We start from the raw sequence: 22,886 nt of genomic DNA, 5'->3' as shown, positions 1-22,886 counted from the left end.
GAGGCCGATCATGCCACCACCTCCTTGCGGCGGATGCCGGAAAAACCGATCCATGCCGCGAGCAGGGCCAGCAGCGTGGAGAGGATGGAGAGCGCCAGACCCGCGCCGCCCACCGAGCTCCAGCCGTCACGGCTGTGCTGGAAGGCATTGATGAGGCCGAGTATCCACATGGCCGCGAGGATCAGCAGATAGCCAAGCGCGCGCGGGCGTCCCGGCGCCGTCCGCTTGCCGAGGACAAAGGACAGCGCGGCCCAGACCAGCGCGCCCGTGCCGCCGAGCATCGCCCCCGTGATCAGCCACGCGGAAAAATTGGACCACTGGATCTCCGCCGTCTTCAAATAGGCAAGGTCCGAGACAAGCGCGCCGGAAAACATGGCGACGGGAAAGCTCAGCAGAATGGCGTGAATGGGATGAAGCACCGTCTCCCTTCTGGGGTGCAAAGCGGTCATGGGTGCATTCCTCCGGTTGCGGACTGCCGGGACGCGGCGCGATCATTCTCGGCCGGCAGAGACATCATTCCGGGAATTCCTCTCCGGGAAATCCTCTCCACAAGCCTTCCTTGGGAACCGCACGCTCCTGCCAAGGTTCCCGAAGTGGGGAAGGAACCGACTGATGGATCGCACCTGGATACCTTATTGCGGCGTGGCGCCACTGCCGTCCGACTGGCTGACGCGCTGGAATTTCGATCCGCTCGTGATCGCCGCGCTGCTGCTGGCGGGCCTCTGGGCCTGGCGGCGTGGGGCGGACCGGACATCCGCGAGCCTCGGCCTTGCCTGCCTTGCGCTGCTCTTCCTATCGCCGCTCTGCGCGCTGTCTTCCGCGCTGTTCGGGGTGCGCGTGGTCCATCATGTCCTGCTGACGGCGGTGGCGGCGCCGTTGCTCGTCCGGGGTCTGGGGCTGCGCTCGCCGGGCGGCGCGGCTTACTGGGCAGGCGCGCACGCGCTGCTGTTCTGGATATGGCATGCGCCGGGGCCTTATGCCTTCGCGCTCTCCAGCGATGCCGCCTACTGGCTGATGCAGGCCAGCCTGCTCGGCAGCGCCCTCGGCTTCTGGGCAGCGCTGCGAGGCACGGCGGACAGCTCGGCCATCGGCCTGCTGCTCATCATGATGGTGCAGATGGGCCTGCTCGGCGCGCTCATCACCTTCGCCACGCAACCCATGTACGCGCCGCACTGGCTGAGCACGCAGCCCTGGGGCCTCACGCCGCTGGAGGACCAGCAGGTGGGCGGCCTCATCATGTGGGCGCCGGCCTCCGCGCTTTATCTCGGCGCCGCGCTGCTGCGCGGCTGGCGGATGCTCACGCCCGCGCGAGCCCTGCCGGCATGATCGAGGCGCGGGCATGATCGAGGCGATCCGGGCCTGGGCGGCCCGTCACACGGCGGAACGGCGCTACTCCCCGATTGGGCAGGTCTTCCACTGGACCATGGCCGCGCTCATCCTCTTCCAGCTCGGCTGGGGCTGGTACATGAGCCGGCTGCCGGCGGGGGGCGACAAGCTGCGCGCCTTCGAGGTCCATGCCGAGATCGGCCTGCTGATGCTCATGCTCGCGCTGCTGCGCCTGCTCTGGCGGTTCATCGTTCCGGCGCCCATCAACGACGCCAATGATCTCGGATGGCAGACCCGCGCCGCTTACGTGACGCATGTCCTCTTCTACATCTGCTTCTTCGGCCTGCCGCTGAGCGGCTGGGCAATGTGGTCAGCGATCGACGGCGGCCCGCCGCTCCGCCTCGCAGGCGTCATCCCCTGGCCCCTCATGCCCTTCGCCGCGACGCCGGTGCCCGTCCAGTGGCTGGCCCTGCACTGGGGGGAGAGCATCCATGCCATCCTGATCCTGCTGCTTATCGTGATGATCCCGCTGCATGTGGGCGCGGCCCTGAAGCATCATTTCTGGAATCGACACGACGTGCTGCGCGGGATGCTGCCGGAGCTTCCGGAAGATGCGCCCCTGGAAGTGCCGCGGCATGGGCTGCAACCGCCGCCACCTCCTCCGGAGAAAGCCGGCGGCTGACCGCCAGCATCTCGCCGAGCGGATCATTGAGGCGCTTTCCGGTCCTCCAGGCCCATAATTGCCGCGCCATATAGTCGGCTGGCTGGCCCGCGAGCGGCGGATTGCCCGGCCCGCCACCTTCGCCGCTTTCGCCATGGCACTGCGCGCAGGCCTGCAGACCCCGCGCGGGGTCGCCTTCGCTGTATAATCGCGCAGCATGCGGATCGGTCGCGGAGGCCGTGGCGGCAGAAGGCGCCCATGTGGGTGCCAGTCCCGCATAATAAGCGGCGACTTTCTCCCGATCATCCGCGTCGAGATGCTGCGCTATGGCGCGCATGGGCGCATGGTCGCGCCGCCCGGACGCATAGTCGTCCAGCTGGCGATGCAGATAGCCCGCATCGAGACCGGCGAGGCGCGGCGTCGCCCCGCCATCGCCTTCGCCATCGACGCCATGACAGGAGAAGCAGGCAGCCGGCGCGCCGCCGTCCGCGCCGCTGAACGCGATCACTTCCCCCGTGGCACGGAAGCGATTGTCCCGAGGCGGCAGGTCGCAACCGGCGAGCGGAAGCAGGGCAAGGATGAAACGAAGCTGCACATTGCCGGGAACGGATCGGGCCGCAGAGCGGTTCCAGTCATGAACGCAGACTCGGGGACAATCATGCTCCGCCCAAGGGGAATCGTCTTGATGGCGGCAATCGGACTGACGACCACTGCACTTGGCGCCTGCAAGCCGGCCGAGTTGCGGCCGCGTGAGGCGGACGCCCAGGCAATCGCACGCGGACAGGACGCTGCCGCGCGGCTGGGCTGCGGCGCCTGCCATACGATGCCGGGCATCGGCTGGCCGCAGGGGCGCGTCGGGCCGGATCTTCACGGCTATGGCGACCGTGCGCTGATCGCGGGCCGCGTGCCCAATCGACCCGAGCAGCTTGCCCGGTTCGTTCGCGATGCGCCGTCAATCGCGCCCGGCACCGCCATGCCCGCCATCCCGATGAAGGACGAGGAAGCGCGCGACATCGCGGCCTGGCTGCAAAGCTTCCGTGCGCGCTGAGGCGCCAGTCCCCGCGACGGGTAGCGGCTGGCTGCCACCCGTTCTCGACGCGGCCGGTCCGTTTTCGGAGCCGGTGACGACGCTTGCGTGGGTGCTGCTCGCCGGCGGCTTCGCGATCCTCGGCATCGTGCTCGCCGCGCTCTGGATCGCGCTGTTCGGCACGCCGTCGCTCAAGGCGAAACTGGGCGGCGAGAAAGCGATCTGGATCGGCGGCTTTGCCTTCCCCGTTGTCGTGCTGACCGGCCTGCTGGTCTGGGGGCTCTCGCTGACCAGCCACCTTTCCGCGCATCGCGTGACCGGGCAGGAAATGCGCGTGCGGGTGATCGGCGAGATGTGGTGGTGGCGCGTGCATTATCTCGACCAGAGCGGCCGCGAAACCCTGCGTGACGCCAACGAACTGCACATCCCCGTCGGGGAGCCGGTGCTGCTGGAGCTGGACGCGGCGGACGTGATCCACAGCTTCTGGGTGCCGCGCCTCAGCGGGAAGATGGACATGATCCCGGGCCGCACCAACCGCCTGCTGATCCAGGCCGACAAGCCGGGTGTCTACTGGGGGCAATGTGCCGAATATTGCGGCGGCCCTCATGCTCTCATGGGCTTTGTCGTCATCGCGCATGCGCCGGACGATTTCGCGCGCTGGCAGGCCAGCCGCCGCCCGGCCCCCGCCCCCGCACCGGGCAGCACCGCCGCGCGTGGCGCCGCCCTGTTCCTCTCCAGCGGCTGCGCGGCCTGCCACACGATCCGGGGCACGGAAGCGAACGGCCTCGCCGGGCCCGATCTCACGCATGTCGGCACGCGTCGCACGCTGGGCGCGGGCATCCTGCCCAATAATCCGGGCACGCTGAATGGCTGGATCGCGGACAGCCAGGCGATCAAGCCAGCGAACCGCATGCCGGCCTATCATCAGTTCTCGGGCGAGGAGCTGCGCGCGCTCGGCGACTATCTGGCGACGCGCCAGTGACCTCCGAGACCGGTTTCGATCCCACGCTGTACGCGCGTTTTCCCACGCAGGAGCCGCGTCCCCCGGAAGAGGAAGAGACGCTGCGCCGCATCTGGTGCAAGCCCCGGGGGCTCGAATATCTCACCGTCGTCAACAACAACTATGTCGGCGTCTATTATGTCGGCATCGCGTTCCTGTTTTTCCTGCTGGCGGGAATTCTCGGCCTGCTGATGCGGGTCCAGCTAGCGGCGCCGCTGCTCGACGTGCTGCCGCAGGACACCTACAATCAGGTCTTCACCATGCATGGCACGGTGATGATGTTCCTTTTCGCGGTGCCCGCCGTGGAAGCAGCAGCCGTGCTGCTGCTTCCACAGATGCTGGCCGCGCGCGACCTGCCTTTCCCTCGCCTCTCCGCTTATGCCTTCTGGGCCTATGCGGTGGGCGGCCTGTGCTTCTTCGCCTCGCTCTTCGTGGGCTTGGCGCCGGACGGCGGCTGGTTCATGTACCCGCCGCTCACCTCCAAGGCCTTTTCGCCCGGCATCAACACCGATTTCTGGCTGCTCGGCATCGGCTTCATCGAGATCAGCGCCATTGCCGGCGCCATCGAGATCATCGTGGGCGTGCTGCGCACGCGCGCGCCGGGCATGACGCTGGACAAGATGCCGATCTTCGCCTGGGCGATGCTGGTCTTCGCGGTGATGATCATCATCGCTTTTCCGAGCGTCATTCTCGCCACCCTGCTGCTGGAGATCGAACGCGCGTTCAACTGGCCCTTCTTCGAATCCGCGCGCGGGGGCGACCCGTTGCTCTGGCAGCATCTCTTCTGGTTCTTCGGACATCCGGAAGTCTACATCATCTTCCTGCCCGCGGCGGGCATGATGAGCATGATCGTGCCGGTGGTGGCGCGCACCGAGCTCGTGGGTTACCGGCTCATCGTGCTGGCCATGCTGGCGACCGGCTTCATCAGCTTCGGCGTCTGGGCGCACCACATGTTCACGACCGGCATGCCGCCGATGACGACGGGCTTCTTCTCCGCCGCGTCCATGGCGGTGAGCGTGCCGGCCGGCATTCAGGTCTTCTCCTGGATCGCCACGCTCGCCACGGGCCGGCCGCGCTACAACGGCCCCGGCCTGTTCGTGCTCGGCAGCATCATCATCTTCGTCACCGGCGGGCTCACCGGCGTCATGGTCGCGCTCGTTCCGTTCGACTGGCAAGTGCACGACACCTACTTCATCGTCGCCCATTTCCATTATGTGCTGATCGGCGGGATGGTGTTCCCGCTGTTCGCCGCCTTCTACCACTGGGTGCCCATGATAAGCCGCCGCGCCCTCTCGGAGCGGCTCGCCAGATGGGTGTTCGGGCTGATGTTCCTGGGCATGAACATCGCCTTCATGCCGATGCACCTCACCGGGTTCATGGGCATGCCGCGGCGCGTCTATACCTATCTGCCCGAGCATGGCTGGGACCTGCCCAATCTCATTTCCACCATCGGCGCCTTCATGTTCGCGGTAGGAGTCCTGCTGTTCGTGATCGATCTGCTGCGCAATTTCCGGCTGTCGCCGAGCGGCGGCAATGCGGGGAACGTCCATGGCGCGGGGACGCTCGAATGGCTGCCGACGAAACTCTATTCGGCCCGGTCGATCCCGATCGTCCATAGCCGGGAGCCGCTCTGGAACGATCCCGCGCTGGCGGACGACGTGGCGCAGGGCCGCTATTTCCTGCCCGGCTCGGCGACCGGCCTGCGCGAAACGATGGTCACCAGCCCGCTGCGCGCGGAACCGCAATATCTCCAGGTCATGCCGACGCCATCGGCCTGGCCGCTCGCCGCAGCGGTGTTCACGGCCGGTTTCTTCTTGTCCCTCACCGTGCAGGCCTATGCGTTCGGCTTCGCGAGCGCGATCCTCGCGGTCATGGCCATGCTGCGCTGGCTGTGGGACACGGACCGCCGCCTTCCGATGGAGCGCGTCGACATCGGCGCGGGCATCCAGGTGCCGACTTATGTGACGGGTCCCTCCTCCCTCGGATGGTGGGCGACGGTCACGCTGCTTGTCGTGCTCGGCATGATGTTCGCCATGGCCCTGTTCGGCCTCGCTTATCTGCGCTCCAATCAGCCGGACTTCTGGAGCGCGCCGCCGTCGCTCCTGGCCGGCCTGCCGACGCTCGCCCTGCACGGCGCCGCGCTCGCGCTCGCGGTGGCGACGCGCCGTCTGCTCCGGATCGGCGCCGGCTGGGCCAGCGGCGCTCTGGTGGGTGCCGTGGCGTGCGGCGCTCTCGCGCTGGCGCTGGACAATGGCCAGTGGATGGCCACGGGCCTTCATCCCCAGATGAGCGGGCAGGCCGCGATCGTCTATGCCATCCAGCTCCTGCAGGGCTGCACGTTCGCGGTCGGCGGGCTCATGGCCGGATATTGCGCCGCACGCGTCCTGCGCGGGCTCGTCAGCGTGCCGGCCAACACCACGGTCGACGTCTGCGCGCTGTTCATTGGCTTCGCGGCGGCGGAAGGCCTCGTCGGCTCGGTATTCAGCCGCCTGATCGGGGCGGGCTGAGATGCGCGGCTGGCTGATCCTGCTTTCCGGGCTCGTCCTGTGGGCCGGGCATTTCTTCCTTCTCTACGGCATCGGCGAATTCTGGGGCGAAGGGCTCGCCCCGCGCATCGCAGTCGCCCTGCTCACGCTCGCAGCGCTTGGCATCGCCGCCGCGATCTTCCTCAAGCTGTGGCGAGCGGCGCCGGTCGATGGTCACGAGCGCTGGCGCCGGCAATCCACGCTCGGGGGGCTGCTGCTTGGCGGCGTCGCCATCCTCTGGCAGGCCCTCCCCGCCCTGCTCTCCCAGTGAAGGCGCGGGGGGGCCGGCCCCTCCCCCCGGCTCAGACGATCAGCCGATCCCACCGCCCATAATGCTCATGCACCGGTCCACGGCGCAGGCTCAGCAAGGCCAGCGCAATGCCGATGACAACGCTTGCGGCGGTGTGTGCTCCATCCGCCCCGAGCAGGAACGGCGCGGCGGCCAGCGCGCCACCGAGCGGAATGAGCAGGTAGCGCAAGGCGCGCGCCATTTCGGCCGCGGCGAGCGAAATGACGGTGAGCGCGAGGAAGCCGATGATGTGATCGGCATGGGCCATCGCGCCCTGCGCGCCGAAGGTCAGTCGCGTGAACAGCAAGGAGGCCGCAAGGACGCCCGCCAGCGCGAGATTCCAGGGCAGATTGACCCCGCCCGCCCACATGTCGCGAACGATTTCCCCGGCGCCCCGGTCGAACTCATCCTCACGCGTCGGGCGCGGCCCCTCATCGGTGTCGCCGAACAGGAACACGCGCAGCCAGGGCCGCCCCGCCTTCGCGCGGCGCCGCACGAATTGCAGCGTCGCGAGCAGCTCGTCGAGCGAATAGGGTATCTGGATGAGCATCGCGGCCGCGCCGACGAGCGTGAGCGTCGCCCATGTGCCGATGACCACGGGCTGGATGATGACGAACAGGATGGAGACCACGCCGAGCGGCGCGATCATCAGCCCGAACAGGAAGACCAGCCATGGCATGGTGCGCCAGCGCGCACGCGAGCCGACGATGCCGGTCACGATCTCCAGCGCGTAGGTGTAGCCGCCCAGCGCCGCATCGGGGATGGGGAATGCCTCCGAGACATGCGACGTGATGACCGCCTCTGTCCCGTTCTTCGCGGGGTCGTCGGGCAGGCCGGGGAAGAACGGCTCCCACACGCTGTCGATCTGCCCGAGCTGGTAAGCGGTGAGGTAGCGCGCCACCAGCAGGCCGACGAGCGCAAGGACGATGATCGGCACGCGCTGCGTCCAGGTCGAGGGATTGTAGCTCCAGCCCGGCGGCACGTCCGGTCCGGTCATCGCGGCGACCATGGAAGGGCCGGGCTCCGGCCGTGTCCCCACTGCGAGGCCGAAGGCGAAGGCGCCGACCAGTGTGTCGGACAGAAACGCCGCCGGATTGCTCGTCCAGAACATAAAGGGCACTGCCATGATGCCCGCCGCCACGGCCGCACTTGCCCATCGCGCCCAGCCCATGCGCCAGGAGAGGGAAAGACCCGAGAACAGCATGAGCGCGGCGCCCAGCACGATCTCGGAACAGAACAGCGCCGGCTCCCTCACCTGCACGATCACGGGCTGCACGAGGATCCAGCAGCCCAGCGCCATGTTAACGAAATGCGCCCAGCGCCATTCGCCATGGACCGTGCGCAGCCAGGTCTCATGATCGGCCCGCAGCGTCTCGGCATGCAGGCCGACATCCTGTGCTTCGGCAACGAAGGCGGGCGGCGGAACGCGGTTCGCTTCATACCAACCGGCCGGATCTTCCTTCAGCGCGGCGACGATGGCGGGGAGCTTGTCGGCAAGCCGGTGGCGCGGTTCCCATCCCAGCAGATCGCGGGCCCGGCTGATGTCCAGCGCATAATGATCGCTGGCCATGCGCGTCATGAAGGGCTGGATGAAGGGCTTCTCGCCGCCATCCAGCGCATCGGGCACGAGCGGCTCCGCCTTGTCCTGCGCCCATGCCCCCGCGGCGGCGACCGGCGCCGGAACGCGCAGCGTCGCCCATTCCTCCTCACCATGGATCAGGCAGCCCAGCCGATCCTGCAAGTCCGCATAGCCGATCGCATCCGGCTCGCCGACCAGGATGACGGTCTCCCCGGGCAAGCGGTCGCGCCGGTCGATCGTCCGCACGAAGGCGTCGATCATGTCCTCGCGATGCACCATTGCCTGCCCGGCATCGGTATCGCCGGAATAAAGATGGCTCTGGAAATCCCGCTCGTAGATGCGGGCGATCTGATTGGCGAACGTCGGGACCGAGCTGCGCTCGTCATACAGGCCGGCGAGATGGAGAAAGACCACCGGCATGTCGCCGCGCGCGGCACTGATGGCGGCTTCCGCTTCCGCCTTGGACCGGGGATAGGCCCAGCCGGGCGCAATGGGCCGGGACTCGTCGATGCGCTCGCCCGGACGAGTGGCCTCATGGACCAGCATCGTGCCCGAATAGAGGAACTGCTCCACCTCGAAATCCCGGAGCGCTTCCACGAGGTTGCGGCTGCCCTCCACGTTGACGGCGCGATATTGCGGCGCATCCTCGCCAGTGAAGTCGAAATAAGCCGCGAGATGCACGACGCTGGCGATCCGCTCGCCATGCTCCTCCCGCACCCGGCGCAGCACGTCCTCGACACTTGCCTTGTCGGTCAGGTCGACTTCGAGCACGGGATAATCGGTGTCGCCGCTCTTCACATCGAACCCGACGATCCGGTAGCGCTCCCGCAGCGCGGTGGCGAGCGAGCGGCCGACATTGCCGGCGGCGCCCGTGATGAGGACAATGGGCTTCCCTGCCATGCTGCTGGCGCCTCCCTTCATGATCCCGAAATCCCGCAGGACCGGCCTTTCCGGTTCATTACGGGCCCGGGACAGGATCGTTCCCCGTCATTCGCCCCTGGGCGCGAGGGAACTTGCCGCGCGCCCCGGCATTCCGTTCCGGGAGTCGTTCGAAAGACGCCGCTCCGGCCGCACAGCGCCGGTCCTTCCTCATCGCCAGCAAGAAGGCGCATCCTGATGGCCCTGCCGACCCGCAACGCCCTGCTCGCGCTCATCGCCGTGCTGGTCGTCGCGTGGACATTGCGCGCCACCGCGATGGTCGCGGTGCCGGTCGTCGCGGCGTTGCTCGCCGCACTGGCGGTCGCACCGCTCGCAAGGCGCATCAGCCGCGCCGTGCCGCCCTCCCTGGGCTGGCTCGGGCCGCTTGCCGCGACCGGCCTGGTCCTCGCGCTCATCGTCGCGCTGGGTGCGGGCCTTTCCATCGCCGGTGGCCAGATTGTCTCGATGGCGCCCGCCGTCGCCGAGCGGACCAAGCAGCTGGCGCAGAGCGGCGGCGACATTCTGCTCGGCGCCTCCATCATGGAACCCCAGCAATTGCAGGGACTTGCGGCGCGCCTGATGGAACCGGCGTTCGCCATCACGCAAGGCCTGCTGGGGACCACCGCCACCATCGTGAGCGGGCTCGTGCTCATCCTCTTCCTCGTGCTGCTGATGCTGCTGGAGGGCCCGGTCTGGCGGCAGAAGATGGAAGCAATCGGGGGAGACGGGGCCTGGCTTGGGGCCATCGAACAGGCCGGCGCCCAACTCCGGCGCTTCCTGCTGGTTCGCCTGCTGCTGGGCGCGGTCACCGGCGCTCTCTATGCGCTATGGCTCTCCTTTTTCGGGGTCGATCTACTCCTCACCTGGGGCCTGCTCGCGCTGCTGCTGAATTTCATTCCGACGATCGGATCGATCATCGCCGGGGCGCTGCCCGCCGCTTATGTCGCGATAACGCGCGATGTCGGCACGGCGCTGGTCATTGGTGCGGGCCTGCTGGTGATCGAGCAGATCATGGGCAATTATGTCGATCCGCGCGTGATGGGGAAGCAGATGGCCCTCTCCTCGCTGGTGGTGCTCGTCTCGCTGCTCGTCTGGACATGGGCCTGGGGCGCGGCAGGCACGCTCCTGGCGACTCCGCTCACCGCGCTCCTTGTCGATCTGTGCCGCGTGGTGCCGACGCTTCGTCCTGTCGCGCTGCTGATGAGCAGCGACGCGAAAGTGGAGCGCTGAGGATATGACGGGGCCGTCTGGCGACCGGTCGACCGGCTGAAGAGAGGGCGGCGCAGGCGCCGCCCTCTCCCCTTCCCACATGAACGCCTCGCATGCGCTCTCGCGCACCTCCCACGGAGACGTGATGTCGAGCCAGCGCGCCAGCTCGGGAAACGCGGTGAAACGCTGTCCAAGGAGCCCCACACTCATCCGGACGAGCGATTCCGCGCCCGGACCAAAGCCCGTCGCGAAGGCTGGTCTGGCATGGCTGGCGAAGAAACGATTGCATAATTTCGTCATCGGGCAAGGAAATCGCCCCATTTTGTCGCACTGCACCATCATTTGGGCGCAGGGATAGCGGGCGCTGGACGCGAACAGGCGCCGGGCGCCCGATGGCGCGCTGCCCCCGCATTCGTCCGCGGCGCTTAATCCGCCTTCTTGTCGGCCGCCTTCTTCTTGCGCATGGCGTCGTGGAAGCGGTCCGCCCAGCCCGGCTTGACGAGCTGCTCCGCCCGGACCAGCCGCAATTCCCCGTCCGCCACGTCCCGCGAGACGGCGCTGCCCGCCGCGACGATTGCGTCACGCCCGATCTTCACCGGCGCGATCAGAGCGCTGTTCGAACCGATGAAGGCCCGGTCGCCGATGATCGTCTGGTGCTTGAAATAGCCATCATAATTGCAGGTGATGGTGCCCGCGCCGATGTTCACATCCTCGCCGACCGTCGCATCGCCGACATAGGAAAGGTGATTCGCCTTGGCCCCCTTGCCGAGCGTGGCATTCTTGATCTCGACGAAATTGCCGACGCGGGCCTTCTCCTCGAGCACCGCGCCGGGCCGCAGCCGCGCATAGGGGCCGACCGAGACGCCCGGCCCCACGCGCGCGCCTTCCAGATGACAGAAGGCATGGATCACCGCGCCTTCCTCGATCCGCACGCCGGGGCCGAAGACCACGTTTGGCTCGATCGTCACGTCCGCCGCGATCTGCGTATCATGCGCGAAGAACACGGTCGCGGGCGCCACCAGCGTCACGCCCTCGCGCATCGCGTCCGCGCGCCGGCGGTCCTGCCAGATCGCTTCCACCGCCGCCAGTTCCGCGCGGCTGTTGACGCCGGCAACCTCGTGCGCGTCCGTCTCGATCACCGCGCTCGCGCGGCCGTCGGAGGCAGCCAGCATCACGATGTCCGGCAGATAATATTCGCCCGCCGCATTGTCATTGCCCACCCGCTCCAGCAGGGCGAAGAGATCGGCCGAGCGCACGGCCATGAGGCCGCTGTTGCACAGATCGACAGCGCGCTCCGCCTCATCGGCATCCTTGAATTCGACCATGCGCGCGATGCGCCCGTCCGCGTCCGCGATGATGCGACCATAAGCCGCCGCGTCGGCGGGCCGGAAGCCGAGCACCACGCAGGGCCGGATCATCCGCCCCGTGCAGGCGGCGGACCATCGCCTGCATCGTTTCCGCGCGCACGAGCGGCACGTCCCCATAGAGAATGAGGACATCGCCCTCGAAGCCGGCCAGAGCCTCCTTCGCCTGCGCCACGGCATGGCCCGTGCCGAGCTGCTGCGCCTGCACGGCCATGTCGACGCCCTTGCCCGCGACCGCGCGCTCCACCTGCTCCCGGCCGGCACCCACCACGACGACTTGCCGCGCGGGGGCCAGTTCGCCGGCACTGGCCAGCAGATGCAGCAGCATCGGCCGCCCCGCCACGGGATGCAGAACCTTGTGGACGCGCGACTTCATGCGGGTTCCCTGCCCGGCGGCAAGAATGATCACGGCAAGCGGCGCATGAGGCGACGTGGACACGATTCACAATCCTCCCTGACCGGAATGGAGGCACAGCCCCGCATGTCCGGACCAAATGACGACGGACGGGGACCGGAGCGTCTTCGCGTCGGTCGGGACGCGGGTCCGCCTTCCCGCGCCCGCTTCTCCCGGGCAAAAGGCGCCCCTGCCCCGGTGGCCATGAAGAGCGTCTCGCCTGCGCCGCGCAGCGGAGACGCCGCTCCGCACGCGCCGGACCCCGGCCGCTCTGCACGAAGCCACCGGACACCGGCGCCTTGTCGCCCCGCGCCCTTGCCATGTTTGGCTTGATCGCGCCACCGCACAACGGGCATGGGGAGCCCGATGACCAAAATTCCCTTCGATATCGTCGGCTTCGACCTGGATGGCACGCTGCTCGATACGAGCGCCGACCTGACCGCCGCCGTCAATCACGCGCTCGGCACGCTTGGCCATGGCCCGTTCCCGGTCGAGACGATCCGTCCCTTCATCGGGCGGGGCGCGCGGCGCATGCTGGAGCGGGCACTCGCCGTGGCCGGCGTCACGGACGAAGCGCTGCTCGACGCGCTCCAGCCGATCATGCTGGATCATTATGCCGCCAATATCGCCGTCCACACCCGGCCCTATCCCGGGCTGATCGCGGCGATGGACGTGCTTGAGGCCCGGGGCGTGCGGCTGGCGGTCTGCACCAACAAGCGCGAGTATCTCGCTCGCCCGCTGCTGGAGACGCTGGGCCTTGCGACGCGCTTCGCCGCGATCGTCGGCGGAGACACGCTGGGGCCGAATCGCCTCAAGCCCCTGCCCGATCTGGTCGACGAGATGGTGACGCGCGCAGGCGGCGGACGCGCGATCTTCCTGGGCGATACGGACAATGACACCATCGCCGCGCGCGCGGCGGGCATTCCCTCCATCGCAGTCAGCTTCGGCTTCGTCGCCTGCACGGCCGAGGAACTCGGCGCCGATGCCGGCATCGATCATTATGATGAGCTCGTGCCGCTCCTCGAGCGCTGGGCCTGACGCGGGCGGCCATGCAGAGCCGCACTCAGCCGGCCGGGCGATATCCCTTGCGCCACTTCGTCCAGAGGTGCCGGGCGAGCATGAGCGGCGGCATGCGCAGCAGGTGCGAGCGGATGTAGAAGCCCTGTCGCAGGAGGGGGCGGCTCTCGGTGCCCCATCCCGTCCGGCAGGTGAGCCGGGCAGCGAACAGGCTGTCCGTGAAGCGGCTCTGGCGCCATGACCGGGTTATGTCGGTCCCGAAGATGCGCGCGGAAAGACGCGCCGCGCGCCGCACGGGACCGGTCAGATCATGATGCGCGGCACGGGCGGCCAGCGCTTCCCAGAAGCCCGGCGCCTCGCGATGCTCCATGATGAGGCAATGGATATCCCAGAGGTTTCTCAGCCCGCCGGTCAGGTCCCCGTCGGCGAGCAGGTGCGCGGCGGCATGGCACAGCATTTCCTCCACCCGCAGCACGCGCACGGGCGAAATTCCGTCGCCTGAGCGGGGCAGGTCCACCGCCTGCGCGATGAGCCCCGCCGCGTCCGGCCGCCGCCGGGCAGTGAGGGGCAGGATCGTGTGGTGAACGTCGATCATCCTGTCCCGCTCGACATGGATGAGCGGCGGCAACTCATGCATCCATCGCCGATAATAAGCATCATCATAGGGGTCCGGCTTCACCCATTCCCAGCCGGCCGCCAGCAGCGCCGCCTCGACCGCATCCAGCCGGTCGCGCGGCACGAGAATGTCGAGATCGCCGATCGCTCGGCCCTGCCCCGCAAGCAGGCCCGCCGCCACGAACGCGCTGCCCTTCAGCAGCACGACCGGGCATTCGAGCGGCGCGAGCGCGGCCATGGCGCGATCGATTTCCCACAAGGCCTGCTGCCGGTCGCGCAGTGCATCCGCGCGCGCATCGGCGAGAATGGCGGCGACGTCCTCGGGCACAGGGAGGCCATCCAGCTTCCCGGCCAGCGTGCCGATCAGGCGCTCCGCCCGGGCTGCGGTGAGCAGCGCCGTCCAGTCACGAGCCTCCAAACGCTCCGCCAGCGCCGGATCGCGCAGCACGGCGACAAGCAGCCACGCCGCCCTCATGCGAGCCCGCTCCACAGGGCATCCACCTGGTCGAGCGCCGTCGCGCTGTCCAGATAATCGAGCGCAACGGCAGGCACATGGCGCACGAAGCGGGTCAGCGCCCTGAAGCCCGCTTCGCCGAGCGCGACATAATTGGTCGAGGCTTCGGTCAGCCGCATGAAGGCCTCGCCGGACTCCACCGGCCTCTGCGCAGCCGCGAATCCGAAGCGCGGCATGAGGAGCAGCGCGGGCTCGGCAGGCTCGGCCATGCGCGCGATCGCGTCAGCCGCCGGCACGAGATGGCGGATCGTGCCTTTCGCCGTTCCCTCAAGGCGCGGCCCGAGCCGCCGCGGATCGATGCCGGCGGTGGCGACGTCGATGGCTTCGTTCTTCAGGCTGATGAGGCGCGGGAAGCCGAACACGGCGCCGCTCGCGGGATCGAGCAAGGCGAACTCGTCGCCCATCAGGCGCCAGCCGCGCTCCCCCAGCAGCGCCGCGAGCGTGGACTTGCCGCTGCCGGACTCGCCGGTGATGACGATGGCGCGCCCCTCTTTCTCCACGCAGGACGCATGGAGGAGGACATGCCGCCGCCATCCCAGCGCCATCTGCAGATTCATGCCCATCTCGGCCGCCAGCAGGCCATGCGCCAGCGCCATCGGGGCAGCGTCGGGCAGCCAGTGATCGCCGGCCACGAAGACGGAAGGCCGGATCAGCCGTCGCCAGGGACGGGTCGGCTGCAGCCGCACGGTGAAATCGGGCACGCGCCGGGCAGGATCGACCGGCGGATAAGCGGCATATAGCGCCGCGAGTTGCCGGACCGGCTCAGGCCAGGCCGAGCCGACCCGAAAAACGACCGGACCGATGCCAAGAGCGATCTCGTGGCGCACTGCCGCCGTCAGCCCGCCGCCGGCCGGTCGCCATGGACCAGGCCGAGTGCCGCGAGCTCCGCAAGGCGCGCCTGCAAGGCAGCCCGCACGGCAACCGCCTCCCCCTCCAGATCGAACCGGGTGGCCAGCCGCGCCAGCAAGACATCGATATCCGCCGGGCCTTCCGCAAGCGCGGCGAGGATCTGCGGGACCGGCGCCGCCACCAGATGCGTGGCGCCCGAGCGCTTGTGGAAAAGAGCGTCGATAGGCCCAAGGCTTTCGAGCAGGATCTGGCCCGGCGGCTCCGCCCGGTAGATCATCCCCACCATCCTCTCTGCCCGGCCTAGGGCGGATCGACATTCAGCGCTGGCGGCCTGCAAATGGCGGTTTTCCGGTCTTCCGGTGCTCACGTACCTTGAGTACGCTGCGCGCCGGGTCCCGAAAAACCACCATTTTCGCCACGCCATCATCTGAATGGCGATCCGCCCTAGCGGGCGGCCATCAGCGACGCATAGCAGGTGAAGCCGCTCCGGCCATGGCGCAGACGACGGATGTAATTGAGATAGGCCTGGCCTTCCTCATAACCGGTTCCGGGCAGATTGCCGCCGCGAAGACCCGACCGCACATCTTCTCCCGTGAAGGAACGCCCGCCGGGAAAGGCACCGGAGGTGCCGCGCGGGACGGTGGTCCCGTCCGGCGCGATCGCCTGCCCCGCTCTTGCCGGGTCCGGCACGGGAATGGTGCAGGTGAGCACCGAGGTCGCGGCCTGGGCAATGCCCGGCTGTATGGTCAGCACGACGGTCCCCGCCGCGGCGCCCAGGCGCAGCAATTGCCGCCTCGACGTGGCCCCGGCCTCGCCGTCGCCCGCCACCTGCGCGGGCTGAACCGGGGACTCCGGCCGGTTGCTCTCGCTCATGCTTTCGCCCTCATGCCCCCACTCGCCACTGGTCGTGCCTTTTATTGGGCATCGCAGTCTTTGGCAAAATAATCTAGGGGCTGCGGCCATGAGCCGTATCGACCGATCGATCTGGACCCTGTGCCTTTCCGGGACTGCGGCAGCCATTCTCGTCTTTCTGATCACCAACAGCTGGGAAGCGACACTGGTTTGCGCCGTCGGCGGTCTGTTCGGGGTCGCCATGTTGTTCGACGCCGTCGAGCGCCGGACGGTCTCGACGGCTGTCCGCATGCCCGCGGCATCCAAGGGCGGGACCGAGCTGGACGACATCGACGCCCTGTTGCGCGCATTGCCCCATCCCTCGCTCATCGTGCACGCTGGACGCATCGAGCGCTGCAATGAAGCCGGGCTCGCGCTGCTGGGCCGCCATATCCTGGGCCAGGACGTTCGACTCGCGCTGCGCCATCCGGCGGCGATCGACCTGCTGGCGGGCGCCCGGGCCACGACGGGACCGGCGCGGATCGAGATCGTGGGCCTCGGCGCCGCCGAGCAGAGCTGGGAACTCGACATCCAGCCGATCACGGGACAGCGCCTGCTGGTGATGCTGTTCGACCAGAGCGGGCGGCAGGCCACCGAGCGCATGCGCGTCGACTTCGTGGCGAATGCCAGCCATGAGCTGCGCACGCCGCTCGCCGGCATCCTCGGCTTCATCGAAACGCTCCGCGACCCGGTTGCCGGGGCAGATCAGGCCACGCGCGAGCGGTTCCTCACCATCATGGACGGCGAAGCGCGGCGGATGCAGCGGCTGGTCGACGACCTGATGTCCCTCTCCCGCATCGAGGCCGACAAATATCGATTGCCCGATCAGCCCGTGGCGCTGCAATCGCTGGTCGAGGAAGTGGCGGCCGTCTTCCGCCAGGGTCAGAACAAGCGCGGGCAGGACGTCGTGATCGACGTCGACCCGGCCCTGCCGCTTGTCAGGGGGGATCGCGCGCAGCTCAGCCAGCTCCTTCACAATCTCATCAGCAACGCCGCCAAATATGGCAGCCCCGGCACGCCGATCACTGTCAGCGTCCAGCCGATCGAGCGGGACATGGTGGAATTGCGCGTGAGCGATCAGGGGGATGGCATTCTGCCCGAGCATCTTCCCCGGCTCACCGAGCGGTTCTACCGTGTCGACTCGAGTCGCAGCCGCGCGATGGGAGGAACGGGTCTGGGCCTCGCCATCGTGAAGCATATCGTTCAACGGCATGGAGGGGTTTTGAACCTCGAAAGCACGGTCGGGATCGGCACGACGGTTCGGGTCGAATTACCGCGATTTGCCGCGCCCCCCGGCGACCATCCGGTGAGGACCGACAGCGAAACTTTGAATGCACCCGTCGCAGATGTCACAAAAGCGCAATAAAATCGTCACAAAGGCGCGACGAACCCGGTCCAAGGCGTGTCCGGAACTCGCGCAAGATCGCCTCAGGAGAATTTCATGCGTTACGCCATTCTAACGGCCTCCCTGTTGGTGCTTGCCGGTTGCCAGGGCCAGCCCGGCTCGGGCGCCGCGCGCGATCAGATCCGCGCTGTCGGCTCGTCGACCGTCTATCCCTTCGCTCAGGAAGCGGTCGGCCTGTTCACCCAGACCAACCCCGGCATGAAGGCGCCGATCATCGAATCGACCGGCACGGGCGCGGGGATGAAGCTGTTCTGCGCGGGCGTCGGCAGCCAGTATCCCGACATCGAGAATGCATCGCGCCGCATGAAGAAGAGCGAGTTCGATCAGTGCCAGGCCAATGGCGTGAAAGAGATCATCGAAGTCCAGATCGGCGTCGACGGCATCGCTTTCGCCGAATCGAACAAGGGCCCGGGCTACAGCCTCACGCCCAAGCTGGTTTATGAAGCGCTTGCGGCCAATCCTTATGGCAAGGGGCCCAACAAGGCGAAGACCTGGAAGGATGTCGATCCTTCGCTTCCCTCGGTGGCGATCTCGGTCTTCGGCCCGCCGTCCACGTCCGGCACGCGCGATTCGCTTGCCGAACTGGTGCTGACCGTCGGGTGTGACAGCGATCCCGCCATGAAGGCGCTGAAGGACAGCGACGAGGCCCGGCACAAGCAGCTGTGCACCCAGATCCGGGAAGATGGCGCTTATGTGGACGCGGGGGAGAACGACAATCTCATTGTCCAGAAGCTGGCAGCCAATCCCGACGCCGTAGGCGTGTTCGGCTTCTCCTATCTCGATGCGAACCGGGACAAGCTGAATGACATCCCCCTCGACGGCGTCGAGGCCACTTATGATGCCGTCGCGTCAGGCGCCTATCCGGGCGCCCGGCCGCTCTACATCTACGTCAAGAAGGCGCACATCGCTGCGGTCCCCGGCCTGAAGGCCTATGTGGAAGCCTTCTCCCGGAACTGGAACCCGGGCGGTCCGCTGACCCGGCGCGGCATGGTGGCCGCGCAGGAAAACGTCCGGCAGGCCAATGCCGATGTCGTCACCAACCTGACCGTCATGACTGGCGACGATCTCAAGTGAGCGCAGGCGGTTCAGCAAGGCGTTTTTCCGGGGCATGCAAAAGCACGGGGGGCATTGACCGATGAGTGGCGCCATGATCGTCATCATCATAATCGCGCTTGCGGCCACTGGCTGGATCTTCGCGCGCGCTCGCGCAACGCGTTTCCAGGCAGAGGTCGGGCGTCTGGCGACAAACAGCCGGCCTAGCCAATATGGCTGGTATGTCGCGCTGTGGACGGCGCTGCCCGCCCTCGCCTTCCTGATGGTGTGGGCCAATGTGATGCCGAGGCTGGTGTTCGACTCCGTGCTCTCCTCGCCGGCCGCCCAGTCGCTCCCGGCCGATGACTTCTCCCGCAACGTCATTCTCGGCGAAGCGAATGCGATCGCGCGCGGCGCGCAGGCCGCTGCGTTCAATCCGCAGTCGATGACGCTGGTCGAGCCTTTCCGGGACGCGACGGCGCGCTATTCCGCAGCAGGTGCGCTGCTCGCCGCGATCCTCGCCTTCGCGGGCGGCGCCTTTGCCTTTTCGCGCGTCGGCCCCTCCTTCACGGCCCGCAACCGCGTGGAGCGGGTGGTCATGTGGACGCTGCTGCTGGCCTCCCTCATCGCGATCATCACCACGGCCGGGATCGTCGCCTCGCTGATCTTCGAATCGATGCGCTTCTTCTCGATGGTCAATCCGCTGGATTTCCTCTTCGGTCTCAAATGGAGCCCGCAGTCGGCAGCGATGGGCTACGGGAATGACGACGCCTTCGGCGCGGTCCCGCTGTTCTGGGGCACGATCTTCATCGGCGCGATCATCGCCATGATCGTCGCCATCCCGCTCGGGCTCATGAGCGCCATCTATCTCACGCAATATGCCCGGCCCGAGGTGCGCAAGTGGATGAAGCCGATGCTGGAAGTGCTCGCCGGCGTCCCCACGGTCGTCTACGGCTATTTCGCGGCACTCACCGTCGCACCGGCGCTGCGCAACCTCGCCGCCACCATCGGCATCCCCGGCGCATCATCGGAAAGCGCGCTGGCGGCCGGTCTCGTCATGGGCGTCATGATCATCCCCTTCGTCTCCTCGATGGCGGATGACAGCATTGCCGCCGTCCCCCAATCGATGCGGGATGGCAGTCTTGCCATGGGCGCGACGACCAGCGAGACGATCCGCAAGGTGCTCATTCCCGCAGCCCTGCCCGGTGTCGTCGGCGGCGTGTTGCTGGCCGTGAGCCGCGCCATCGGCGAGACGATGATCGTGGTGATGGCAGCAGGCCTTGCCGCCAATCTCACGCTCAATCCGTTCGCCAGCGTGACCACGGTGACGACGCAGATGGTCCAGCTCCTCACGGGCGACCAGGAATTCGACAGTGCCAAGACGCTGGCGGCATTCGCGCTCGGCCTCGTGCTGTTCATCGTCACGCTGCTGCTCAACATCGTCGCGCTGCGCGTCGTGAAGAAGTATCGGGAGGCTTACGAGTGACCGCCGCGACTCTTTCCACCCCGCGCGCGCCGACGGACTGGCGCGGCAACGAGATGCGCCGCCGCATCGCGCGCCGTTATGCCGCCGAGCGACGCTTCAAGCTGCTGGGGCTGTTCTCCGTGCTGCTGTCCGCGGGCTTCCTCGTGTTCCTGCTCGTCACGATGATGGCCAATGGCGTGAAGGGCTTCACGCGCGCGGAGATCGCCCTCACCGTCGACTTTCCGCGCTCGCCGATCCTGCTCGATCCTGCGGCGCTGAAGACCAATCCGGCTCAGGTGCTTGCCAATGCCAACCTGCCGTCGGTCGTCGATCAGGCAGCACAGACAGCGTTCGGAGAGGGGGGCGAACGGTTCGTTTCCTCGGGTGCCGTGGTGGCGGTGCGCGACGCGATCCTCGCGGATCCCGCGATCCTCGATCGCAAGGTCGTCATCTCCGTTCCCGCCTCGGAAGGCATCGACCTTGCCGTGAAGGGCAAGGGCAGCGCGGCCGACGAAGCCATCGCGGACCGGCTGGATGAAGCCGGACTGATCTCCACCGCGCTCAATTATCGCTTCCTGCTGGGCAGCGACGGCACGGACCCCACCACCGTGGGCATCTGGGGCGCGTTGAAGGGATCGCTGCTCACCATGGGCATCACGCTCCTGCTGAGCTTCCCCATCGGCGTCTTCGCGGCGCTCTATCTGGAAGAATATGCGCCGCGCAATCGCTGGACCGACCTGATCGAAGTGTCGATCAACAATCTCGCGGCCGTGCCTTCGATCATCTTCGGTTTGCTGGGCTTGTCCATCTTCCTCAACACCATGCATCTGCCGCGCTCCGCGCCGCTGGTCGGCGGCATGACGCTCGCGCTGATGACCATGCCGATCATCGTCATTGCCGGGCGCAACGCGATCAAGGCCGTCCCGCCTTCCATCCGCGATGCCGCGCTGGGCATCGGCGCATCGCCGGTGCAGGTGGTGTTCCACCATGTGCTGCCGCTGGCGCTGCCGGGCATCCTCACCGGCACGATCATCGGCATGGCCCGGGCGCTTGGCGAGACCGCACCGCTGCTGATGATCGGCATGCGCGCCTTCGTCGCGTCTCCGCCCGGCGGCTTCACCGATCCGGCGACCGTGCTGCCTGTCCAGATCTTCCTCTGGTCGGACGAGGTCGGCCGGGGCTTTATCGAAAAGACATCGGCGGCCATCATCGTGCTGCTGGTCTTCCTGCTGACGATGAACAGCATCGCCATCTACCTGCGCAACAAGTTCGAGAAGAAATGGTGACCCACACCCATGGCTGACTCCGAGACCACCACCCCCACCAAGATGTCGGCGCGGAACGTCAATGTCTTCTATGGCGAGAAGCAGGCGATCCAGGACGTCTCGATCGACGTCGATCTTGACAATGTGACGGCCTTCATCGGCCCGTCCGGCTGCGGCAAGTCGACATTCCTGCGGACGCTCAACCGCATGAACGACACGGTGCCAAGCGCACGCGTGACCGGCACGATCACGCTGGACGGCGATGATATCTACGCATCCGGCATGGACGTGGTGCAGCTGCGCGCCCGCGTGGGCATGGTGTTCCAGAAGCCGAACCCGTTCCCGAAATCCATCTACGAGAACATCGCTTATGGCCCCCGCATCCACGGCCTGGCGTCCGGCAAGGCCGAGCTCGACCAGATCGTGGAGAAATCCCTGCGACGGGCGGGGCTGTGGGAAGAGGTGAAGGACCGGCTGCACGACAGCGGCACTGCCCTTTCCGGCGGCCAGCAGCAGCGCCTGTGCATCGGCCGCGCCATCGCGGTGGAGCCGGAAGTCATCCTGATGGACGAGCCCTGCTCGGCCCTCGACCCGATCGCCACCGCCAAGATCGAGGAACTCATCCTCGACCTGCGCGGGAACTACGCCATCGTGATCGTCACGCACAACATGCAGCAGGCCGCGCGCGTCTCGCAGCGGACCGCCTTCTTTCATCTCGGCCGCCTTGTCGAACAGGGGCCGACTACCGAGATATTCACCAATCCGCGCGAAGAACGCACGAAGGACTACATCACCGGTCGCTATGGCTGATCCGGCACTTTTACGGACGGGAACGAAGTCATGACGGAACATACAGTCAAGGCCTTCGACGACGACATCAATGCCCTGCGCGCACTGATCGCGGAAATGGGTGGTCTGACCGAAGACGCGATCGACAATGCGATGCGGGCGCTGACGACCCGCGACATCGCACTGGCCAAGAGCGTGGTGGCCGGCGATGCGCGCATCGACGAGCTGGACGCGCAGATCGAAAGGCTGGTCGTCCAGACCATCGCCTTGCGGGCGCCGCTGGCAGACGACCTGCGGGAAATCATCGCGGTGCTCAAGATCTCCGGCATCGTCGAGCGCATGGCGGATTATGCGAAGAACATCGCCAAGCGTGTCGAGACGGTCACGGCGTCGAGCCGCCTCGAACCGCTCTCCCTGCTGCCCTCCATGGCCCAGATCGCGCGCGAGATGGTCAAGTCGGCACTCGATGCCTTCGCCGCGCGCGACGCCAATCTCGCCCTGGCGGTGATCGACCGCGACCGGGCGGTGGACGATTTCTACAACTCCATCTTCCGCACCATGGTCACCTTCATGATGGAAAATCAGAAGATGATCTCGGAAAGCGCGCATGTGCTTTTCATCGCCAAGAATCTGGAGCGCATCGGCGACCATGCGACGAACATCGCCGAGATGGTGCATTATGTCGCGACCGGGGAAAAGCCGCCGGAGCGCGAAAAATCCGTCGTTATCGATCCTCTGACGGAGCGCTGAAC

The 22,886-nt window shown here is 67.3% G+C and carries 20 protein-coding genes and 2 pseudogenes; 14 read left to right on the top strand and 8 right to left on the bottom strand.

Features of this window, described 5'->3' with window-relative positions:
* Nucleotides 1–8: 8 nt before the first annotated feature.
* Nucleotides 9–449, bottom strand: a complete 441-nt coding sequence (locus tag HNP60_RS04310) for a DUF2231 domain-containing protein (protein WP_184150625.1) — start codon at nt 447–449, stop codon at nt 9–11.
* A gap of 163 nt (nt 450–612) precedes the next feature.
* Between HNP60_RS04310 and HNP60_RS04305 the strand changes: the two genes are divergently transcribed.
* Together HNP60_RS04305 and HNP60_RS04300 are read left to right on the top strand one after the other, a co-directional pair.
* Complete coding sequence (locus HNP60_RS04305; protein ID WP_184150622.1) at nt 613–1,326, top strand: cytochrome c oxidase assembly protein; 714 nt, start codon at nt 613–615, stop codon at nt 1,324–1,326.
* Between the two features lie 13 nt (nt 1,327–1,339).
* Complete coding sequence (locus HNP60_RS04300; RefSeq protein ID WP_260394646.1) at nt 1,340–2,008, top strand: cytochrome b; 669 nt, start codon at nt 1,340–1,342, stop codon at nt 2,006–2,008.
* Nucleotides 2,009–2,021: 13 nt separating this feature from the next.
* Here the strand turns inward: HNP60_RS04300 and HNP60_RS20270 are convergent.
* Nucleotides 2,022–2,495: pseudogene (locus HNP60_RS20270) on the bottom strand (c-type cytochrome); the annotation flags it as partial.
* On the opposite strand from HNP60_RS20270, the gene HNP60_RS19855 reads away from it, so the two are divergent.
* The 4 genes from HNP60_RS19855 to HNP60_RS04275 are packed head-to-tail and all read left to right on the top strand — an operon-like array spanning nt 2,439 to nt 6,810.
* Entirely contained in the window at nt 2,439–3,035 is a 597-nt protein-coding gene (locus HNP60_RS19855) for a c-type cytochrome (protein WP_420825219.1), read from the top strand. The pseudogene HNP60_RS20270 and the gene HNP60_RS19855 sit on opposite strands and share 57 nt — an antisense overlap.
* Nucleotides 3,025–3,996: a cytochrome c oxidase subunit II gene (coxB, locus tag HNP60_RS04285; protein ID WP_184150614.1), complete on the top strand. Its 972-nt coding sequence runs from the start codon at nt 3,025–3,027 to the stop codon at nt 3,994–3,996. Before HNP60_RS19855 ends, coxB begins: the two co-directional genes overlap by 11 nt.
* Complete coding sequence (locus HNP60_RS04280) at nt 3,993–6,521, top strand: cbb3-type cytochrome c oxidase subunit I (protein WP_184150611.1); 2,529 nt, start codon at nt 3,993–3,995, stop codon at nt 6,519–6,521. Before coxB ends, HNP60_RS04280 begins: the two co-directional genes overlap by 4 nt.
* A 1-nt stretch (nt 6,522) precedes the next feature.
* Nucleotides 6,523–6,810, top strand: coding sequence for a hypothetical protein (locus HNP60_RS04275; RefSeq protein WP_184150608.1), 288 nt, complete (start codon nt 6,523–6,525; stop codon nt 6,808–6,810).
* A 31-nt stretch (nt 6,811–6,841) separates the two neighbouring features.
* On the opposite strand, the gene HNP60_RS04270 is transcribed toward HNP60_RS04275, so the two are convergent.
* Nucleotides 6,842–9,307: an NAD-dependent epimerase/dehydratase family protein gene (locus tag HNP60_RS04270; RefSeq protein WP_184150605.1), complete on the bottom strand. Its 2,466-nt coding sequence runs from the start codon at nt 9,305–9,307 to the stop codon at nt 6,842–6,844.
* A gap of 216 nt (nt 9,308–9,523) precedes the next feature.
* Between HNP60_RS04270 and HNP60_RS04265 the strand changes: the two genes are divergently transcribed.
* Nucleotides 9,524–10,555 (top strand): AI-2E family transporter, encoded by a 1,032-nt coding sequence (locus HNP60_RS04265; protein WP_184150602.1) that lies wholly within the window; start codon nt 9,524–9,526, stop codon nt 10,553–10,555.
* A 404-nt stretch (nt 10,556–10,959) separates the two neighbouring features.
* Here HNP60_RS04265 and glmU read toward each other — a convergent pair.
* Nucleotides 10,960–12,274 (bottom strand): annotated as a pseudogene (gene glmU, locus HNP60_RS04260) (bifunctional UDP-N-acetylglucosamine diphosphorylase/glucosamine-1-phosphate N-acetyltransferase GlmU).
* A gap of 384 nt (nt 12,275–12,658) precedes the next feature.
* On the opposite strand from glmU, the gene HNP60_RS04255 reads away from it, so the two are divergent.
* Nucleotides 12,659–13,330 (top strand): HAD hydrolase-like protein, encoded by a 672-nt coding sequence (locus HNP60_RS04255; protein WP_184150599.1) that lies wholly within the window; start codon nt 12,659–12,661, stop codon nt 13,328–13,330.
* A 25-nt stretch (nt 13,331–13,355) separates the two neighbouring features.
* Here the strand turns inward: HNP60_RS04255 and HNP60_RS04250 are convergent, their stop codons facing one another.
* From HNP60_RS04250 to HNP60_RS04235, 4 genes are all read right to left on the bottom strand, one after another.
* Nucleotides 13,356–14,399 carry a nucleotidyltransferase domain-containing protein gene (locus HNP60_RS04250; protein WP_184150596.1) on the bottom strand — a complete coding sequence of 348 codons (1,044 nt, stop codon included), beginning with the start codon at nt 14,397–14,399 and terminating at the stop codon, nt 13,356–13,358.
* Nucleotides 14,396–15,265 (bottom strand): HprK-related kinase A, encoded by an 870-nt coding sequence (locus tag HNP60_RS04245; protein WP_184150593.1) that lies wholly within the window; start codon nt 15,263–15,265, stop codon nt 14,396–14,398. The genes HNP60_RS04250 and HNP60_RS04245 overlap by 4 nt, the downstream gene beginning before the upstream one ends.
* A gap of 8 nt (nt 15,266–15,273) precedes the next feature.
* Nucleotides 15,274–15,564, bottom strand: a complete 291-nt coding sequence (locus tag HNP60_RS04240; protein ID WP_184150590.1) for an HPr-rel-A system PqqD family peptide chaperone — start codon at nt 15,562–15,564, stop codon at nt 15,274–15,276.
* Between the two features lie 167 nt (nt 15,565–15,731).
* On the bottom strand, nt 15,732–16,160 hold the full coding sequence (locus tag HNP60_RS04235; RefSeq protein WP_184150587.1) for a hypothetical protein: 429 nt from the start codon (nt 16,158–16,160) through the stop codon (nt 15,732–15,734).
* An 88-nt stretch (nt 16,161–16,248) separates the two neighbouring features.
* On the opposite strand from HNP60_RS04235, the gene HNP60_RS04230 reads away from it, so the two are divergent.
* The 6 genes from HNP60_RS04230 (at nt 16,249) to phoU (ending at nt 22,884) form a co-directional block, all read left to right on the top strand.
* Nucleotides 16,249–17,544, top strand: coding sequence for a sensor histidine kinase (locus HNP60_RS04230; RefSeq protein WP_184150584.1), 1,296 nt, complete (start codon nt 16,249–16,251; stop codon nt 17,542–17,544).
* A 75-nt stretch (nt 17,545–17,619) separates the two neighbouring features.
* On the top strand, nt 17,620–18,657 hold the full coding sequence (locus HNP60_RS04225; protein WP_184150581.1) for a substrate-binding domain-containing protein: 1,038 nt from the start codon (nt 17,620–17,622) through the stop codon (nt 18,655–18,657).
* Between the two features lie 61 nt (nt 18,658–18,718).
* Nucleotides 18,719–20,101 (top strand): phosphate ABC transporter permease subunit PstC, encoded by a 1,383-nt coding sequence (gene pstC / locus HNP60_RS04220; protein ID WP_184150578.1) that lies wholly within the window; start codon nt 18,719–18,721, stop codon nt 20,099–20,101.
* Between the two features lie 53 nt (nt 20,102–20,154).
* Nucleotides 20,155–21,366 (top strand): phosphate ABC transporter permease PstA, encoded by a 1,212-nt coding sequence (gene pstA, locus HNP60_RS04215; protein WP_184156860.1) that lies wholly within the window; start codon nt 20,155–20,157, stop codon nt 21,364–21,366.
* A gap of 9 nt (nt 21,367–21,375) precedes the next feature.
* The gene (gene pstB / locus HNP60_RS04210; RefSeq protein ID WP_184050506.1) at nt 21,376–22,155 is read left to right on the top strand and encodes a phosphate ABC transporter ATP-binding protein PstB; all 780 of its coding nucleotides are present in this window, start codon (nt 21,376–21,378) and stop codon (nt 22,153–22,155) included.
* A gap of 30 nt (nt 22,156–22,185) precedes the next feature.
* Entirely contained in the window at nt 22,186–22,884 is a 699-nt protein-coding gene (gene phoU / locus HNP60_RS04205; RefSeq protein WP_014075215.1) for a phosphate signaling complex protein PhoU, read from the top strand.
* The last annotated feature ends 2 nt before the right edge of the window (nt 22,885–22,886 follow it).

This window comes from Sphingobium lignivorans (genome assembly GCF_014203955.1).
GTDB lineage: Bacteria > Pseudomonadota > Alphaproteobacteria > Sphingomonadales > Sphingomonadaceae > Sphingobium > Sphingobium lignivorans.
This window is presented reverse-complemented; position numbering and strand designations above follow the sequence as displayed.

Coding starts and splice junctions, on each gene's coding strand:
- HNP60_RS04310 (WP_184150625.1), bottom strand. CDS start 449: ATGACCGCTTTGCACCCCAGAAGGGAGACGGTGCTTCATCCCATTCAC.
- HNP60_RS04305 (WP_184150622.1), top strand. CDS start 613: ATGGATCGCACCTGGATACCTTATTGCGGCGTGGCGCCACTGCCGTCC.
- HNP60_RS04300 (WP_260394646.1), top strand. CDS start 1,340: ATGATCGAGGCGATCCGGGCCTGGGCGGCCCGTCACACGGCGGAACGG.
- HNP60_RS19855 (WP_420825219.1), top strand. CDS start 2,439: ATGACAGGAGAAGCAGGCAGCCGGCGCGCCGCCGTCCGCGCCGCTGAA.
- HNP60_RS04275 (WP_184150608.1), top strand. CDS start 6,523: ATGCGCGGCTGGCTGATCCTGCTTTCCGGGCTCGTCCTGTGGGCCGGG.
- HNP60_RS04270 (WP_184150605.1), bottom strand. CDS start 9,307: ATGGCAGGGAAGCCCATTGTCCTCATCACGGGCGCCGCCGGCAATGTC.
- HNP60_RS04265 (WP_184150602.1), top strand. CDS start 9,524: ATGGCCCTGCCGACCCGCAACGCCCTGCTCGCGCTCATCGCCGTGCTG.
- HNP60_RS04255 (WP_184150599.1), top strand. CDS start 12,659: ATGACCAAAATTCCCTTCGATATCGTCGGCTTCGACCTGGATGGCACG.
- HNP60_RS04250 (WP_184150596.1), bottom strand. CDS start 14,399: ATGAGGGCGGCGTGGCTGCTTGTCGCCGTGCTGCGCGATCCGGCGCTG.
- HNP60_RS04240 (WP_184150590.1), bottom strand. CDS start 15,564: ATGATCTACCGGGCGGAGCCGCCGGGCCAGATCCTGCTCGAAAGCCTT.
- HNP60_RS04235 (WP_184150587.1), bottom strand. CDS start 16,160: ATGAGCGAGAGCAACCGGCCGGAGTCCCCGGTTCAGCCCGCGCAGGTG.
- HNP60_RS04230 (WP_184150584.1), top strand. CDS start 16,249: ATGAGCCGTATCGACCGATCGATCTGGACCCTGTGCCTTTCCGGGACT.
- HNP60_RS04225 (WP_184150581.1), top strand. CDS start 17,620: ATGCGTTACGCCATTCTAACGGCCTCCCTGTTGGTGCTTGCCGGTTGC.
- pstC (WP_184150578.1), top strand. CDS start 18,719: ATGAGTGGCGCCATGATCGTCATCATCATAATCGCGCTTGCGGCCACT.
- pstA (WP_184156860.1), top strand. CDS start 20,155: ATGCGCCGCCGCATCGCGCGCCGTTATGCCGCCGAGCGACGCTTCAAG.
- pstB (WP_184050506.1), top strand. CDS start 21,376: ATGGCTGACTCCGAGACCACCACCCCCACCAAGATGTCGGCGCGGAAC.
- phoU (WP_014075215.1), top strand. CDS start 22,186: ATGACGGAACATACAGTCAAGGCCTTCGACGACGACATCAATGCCCTG.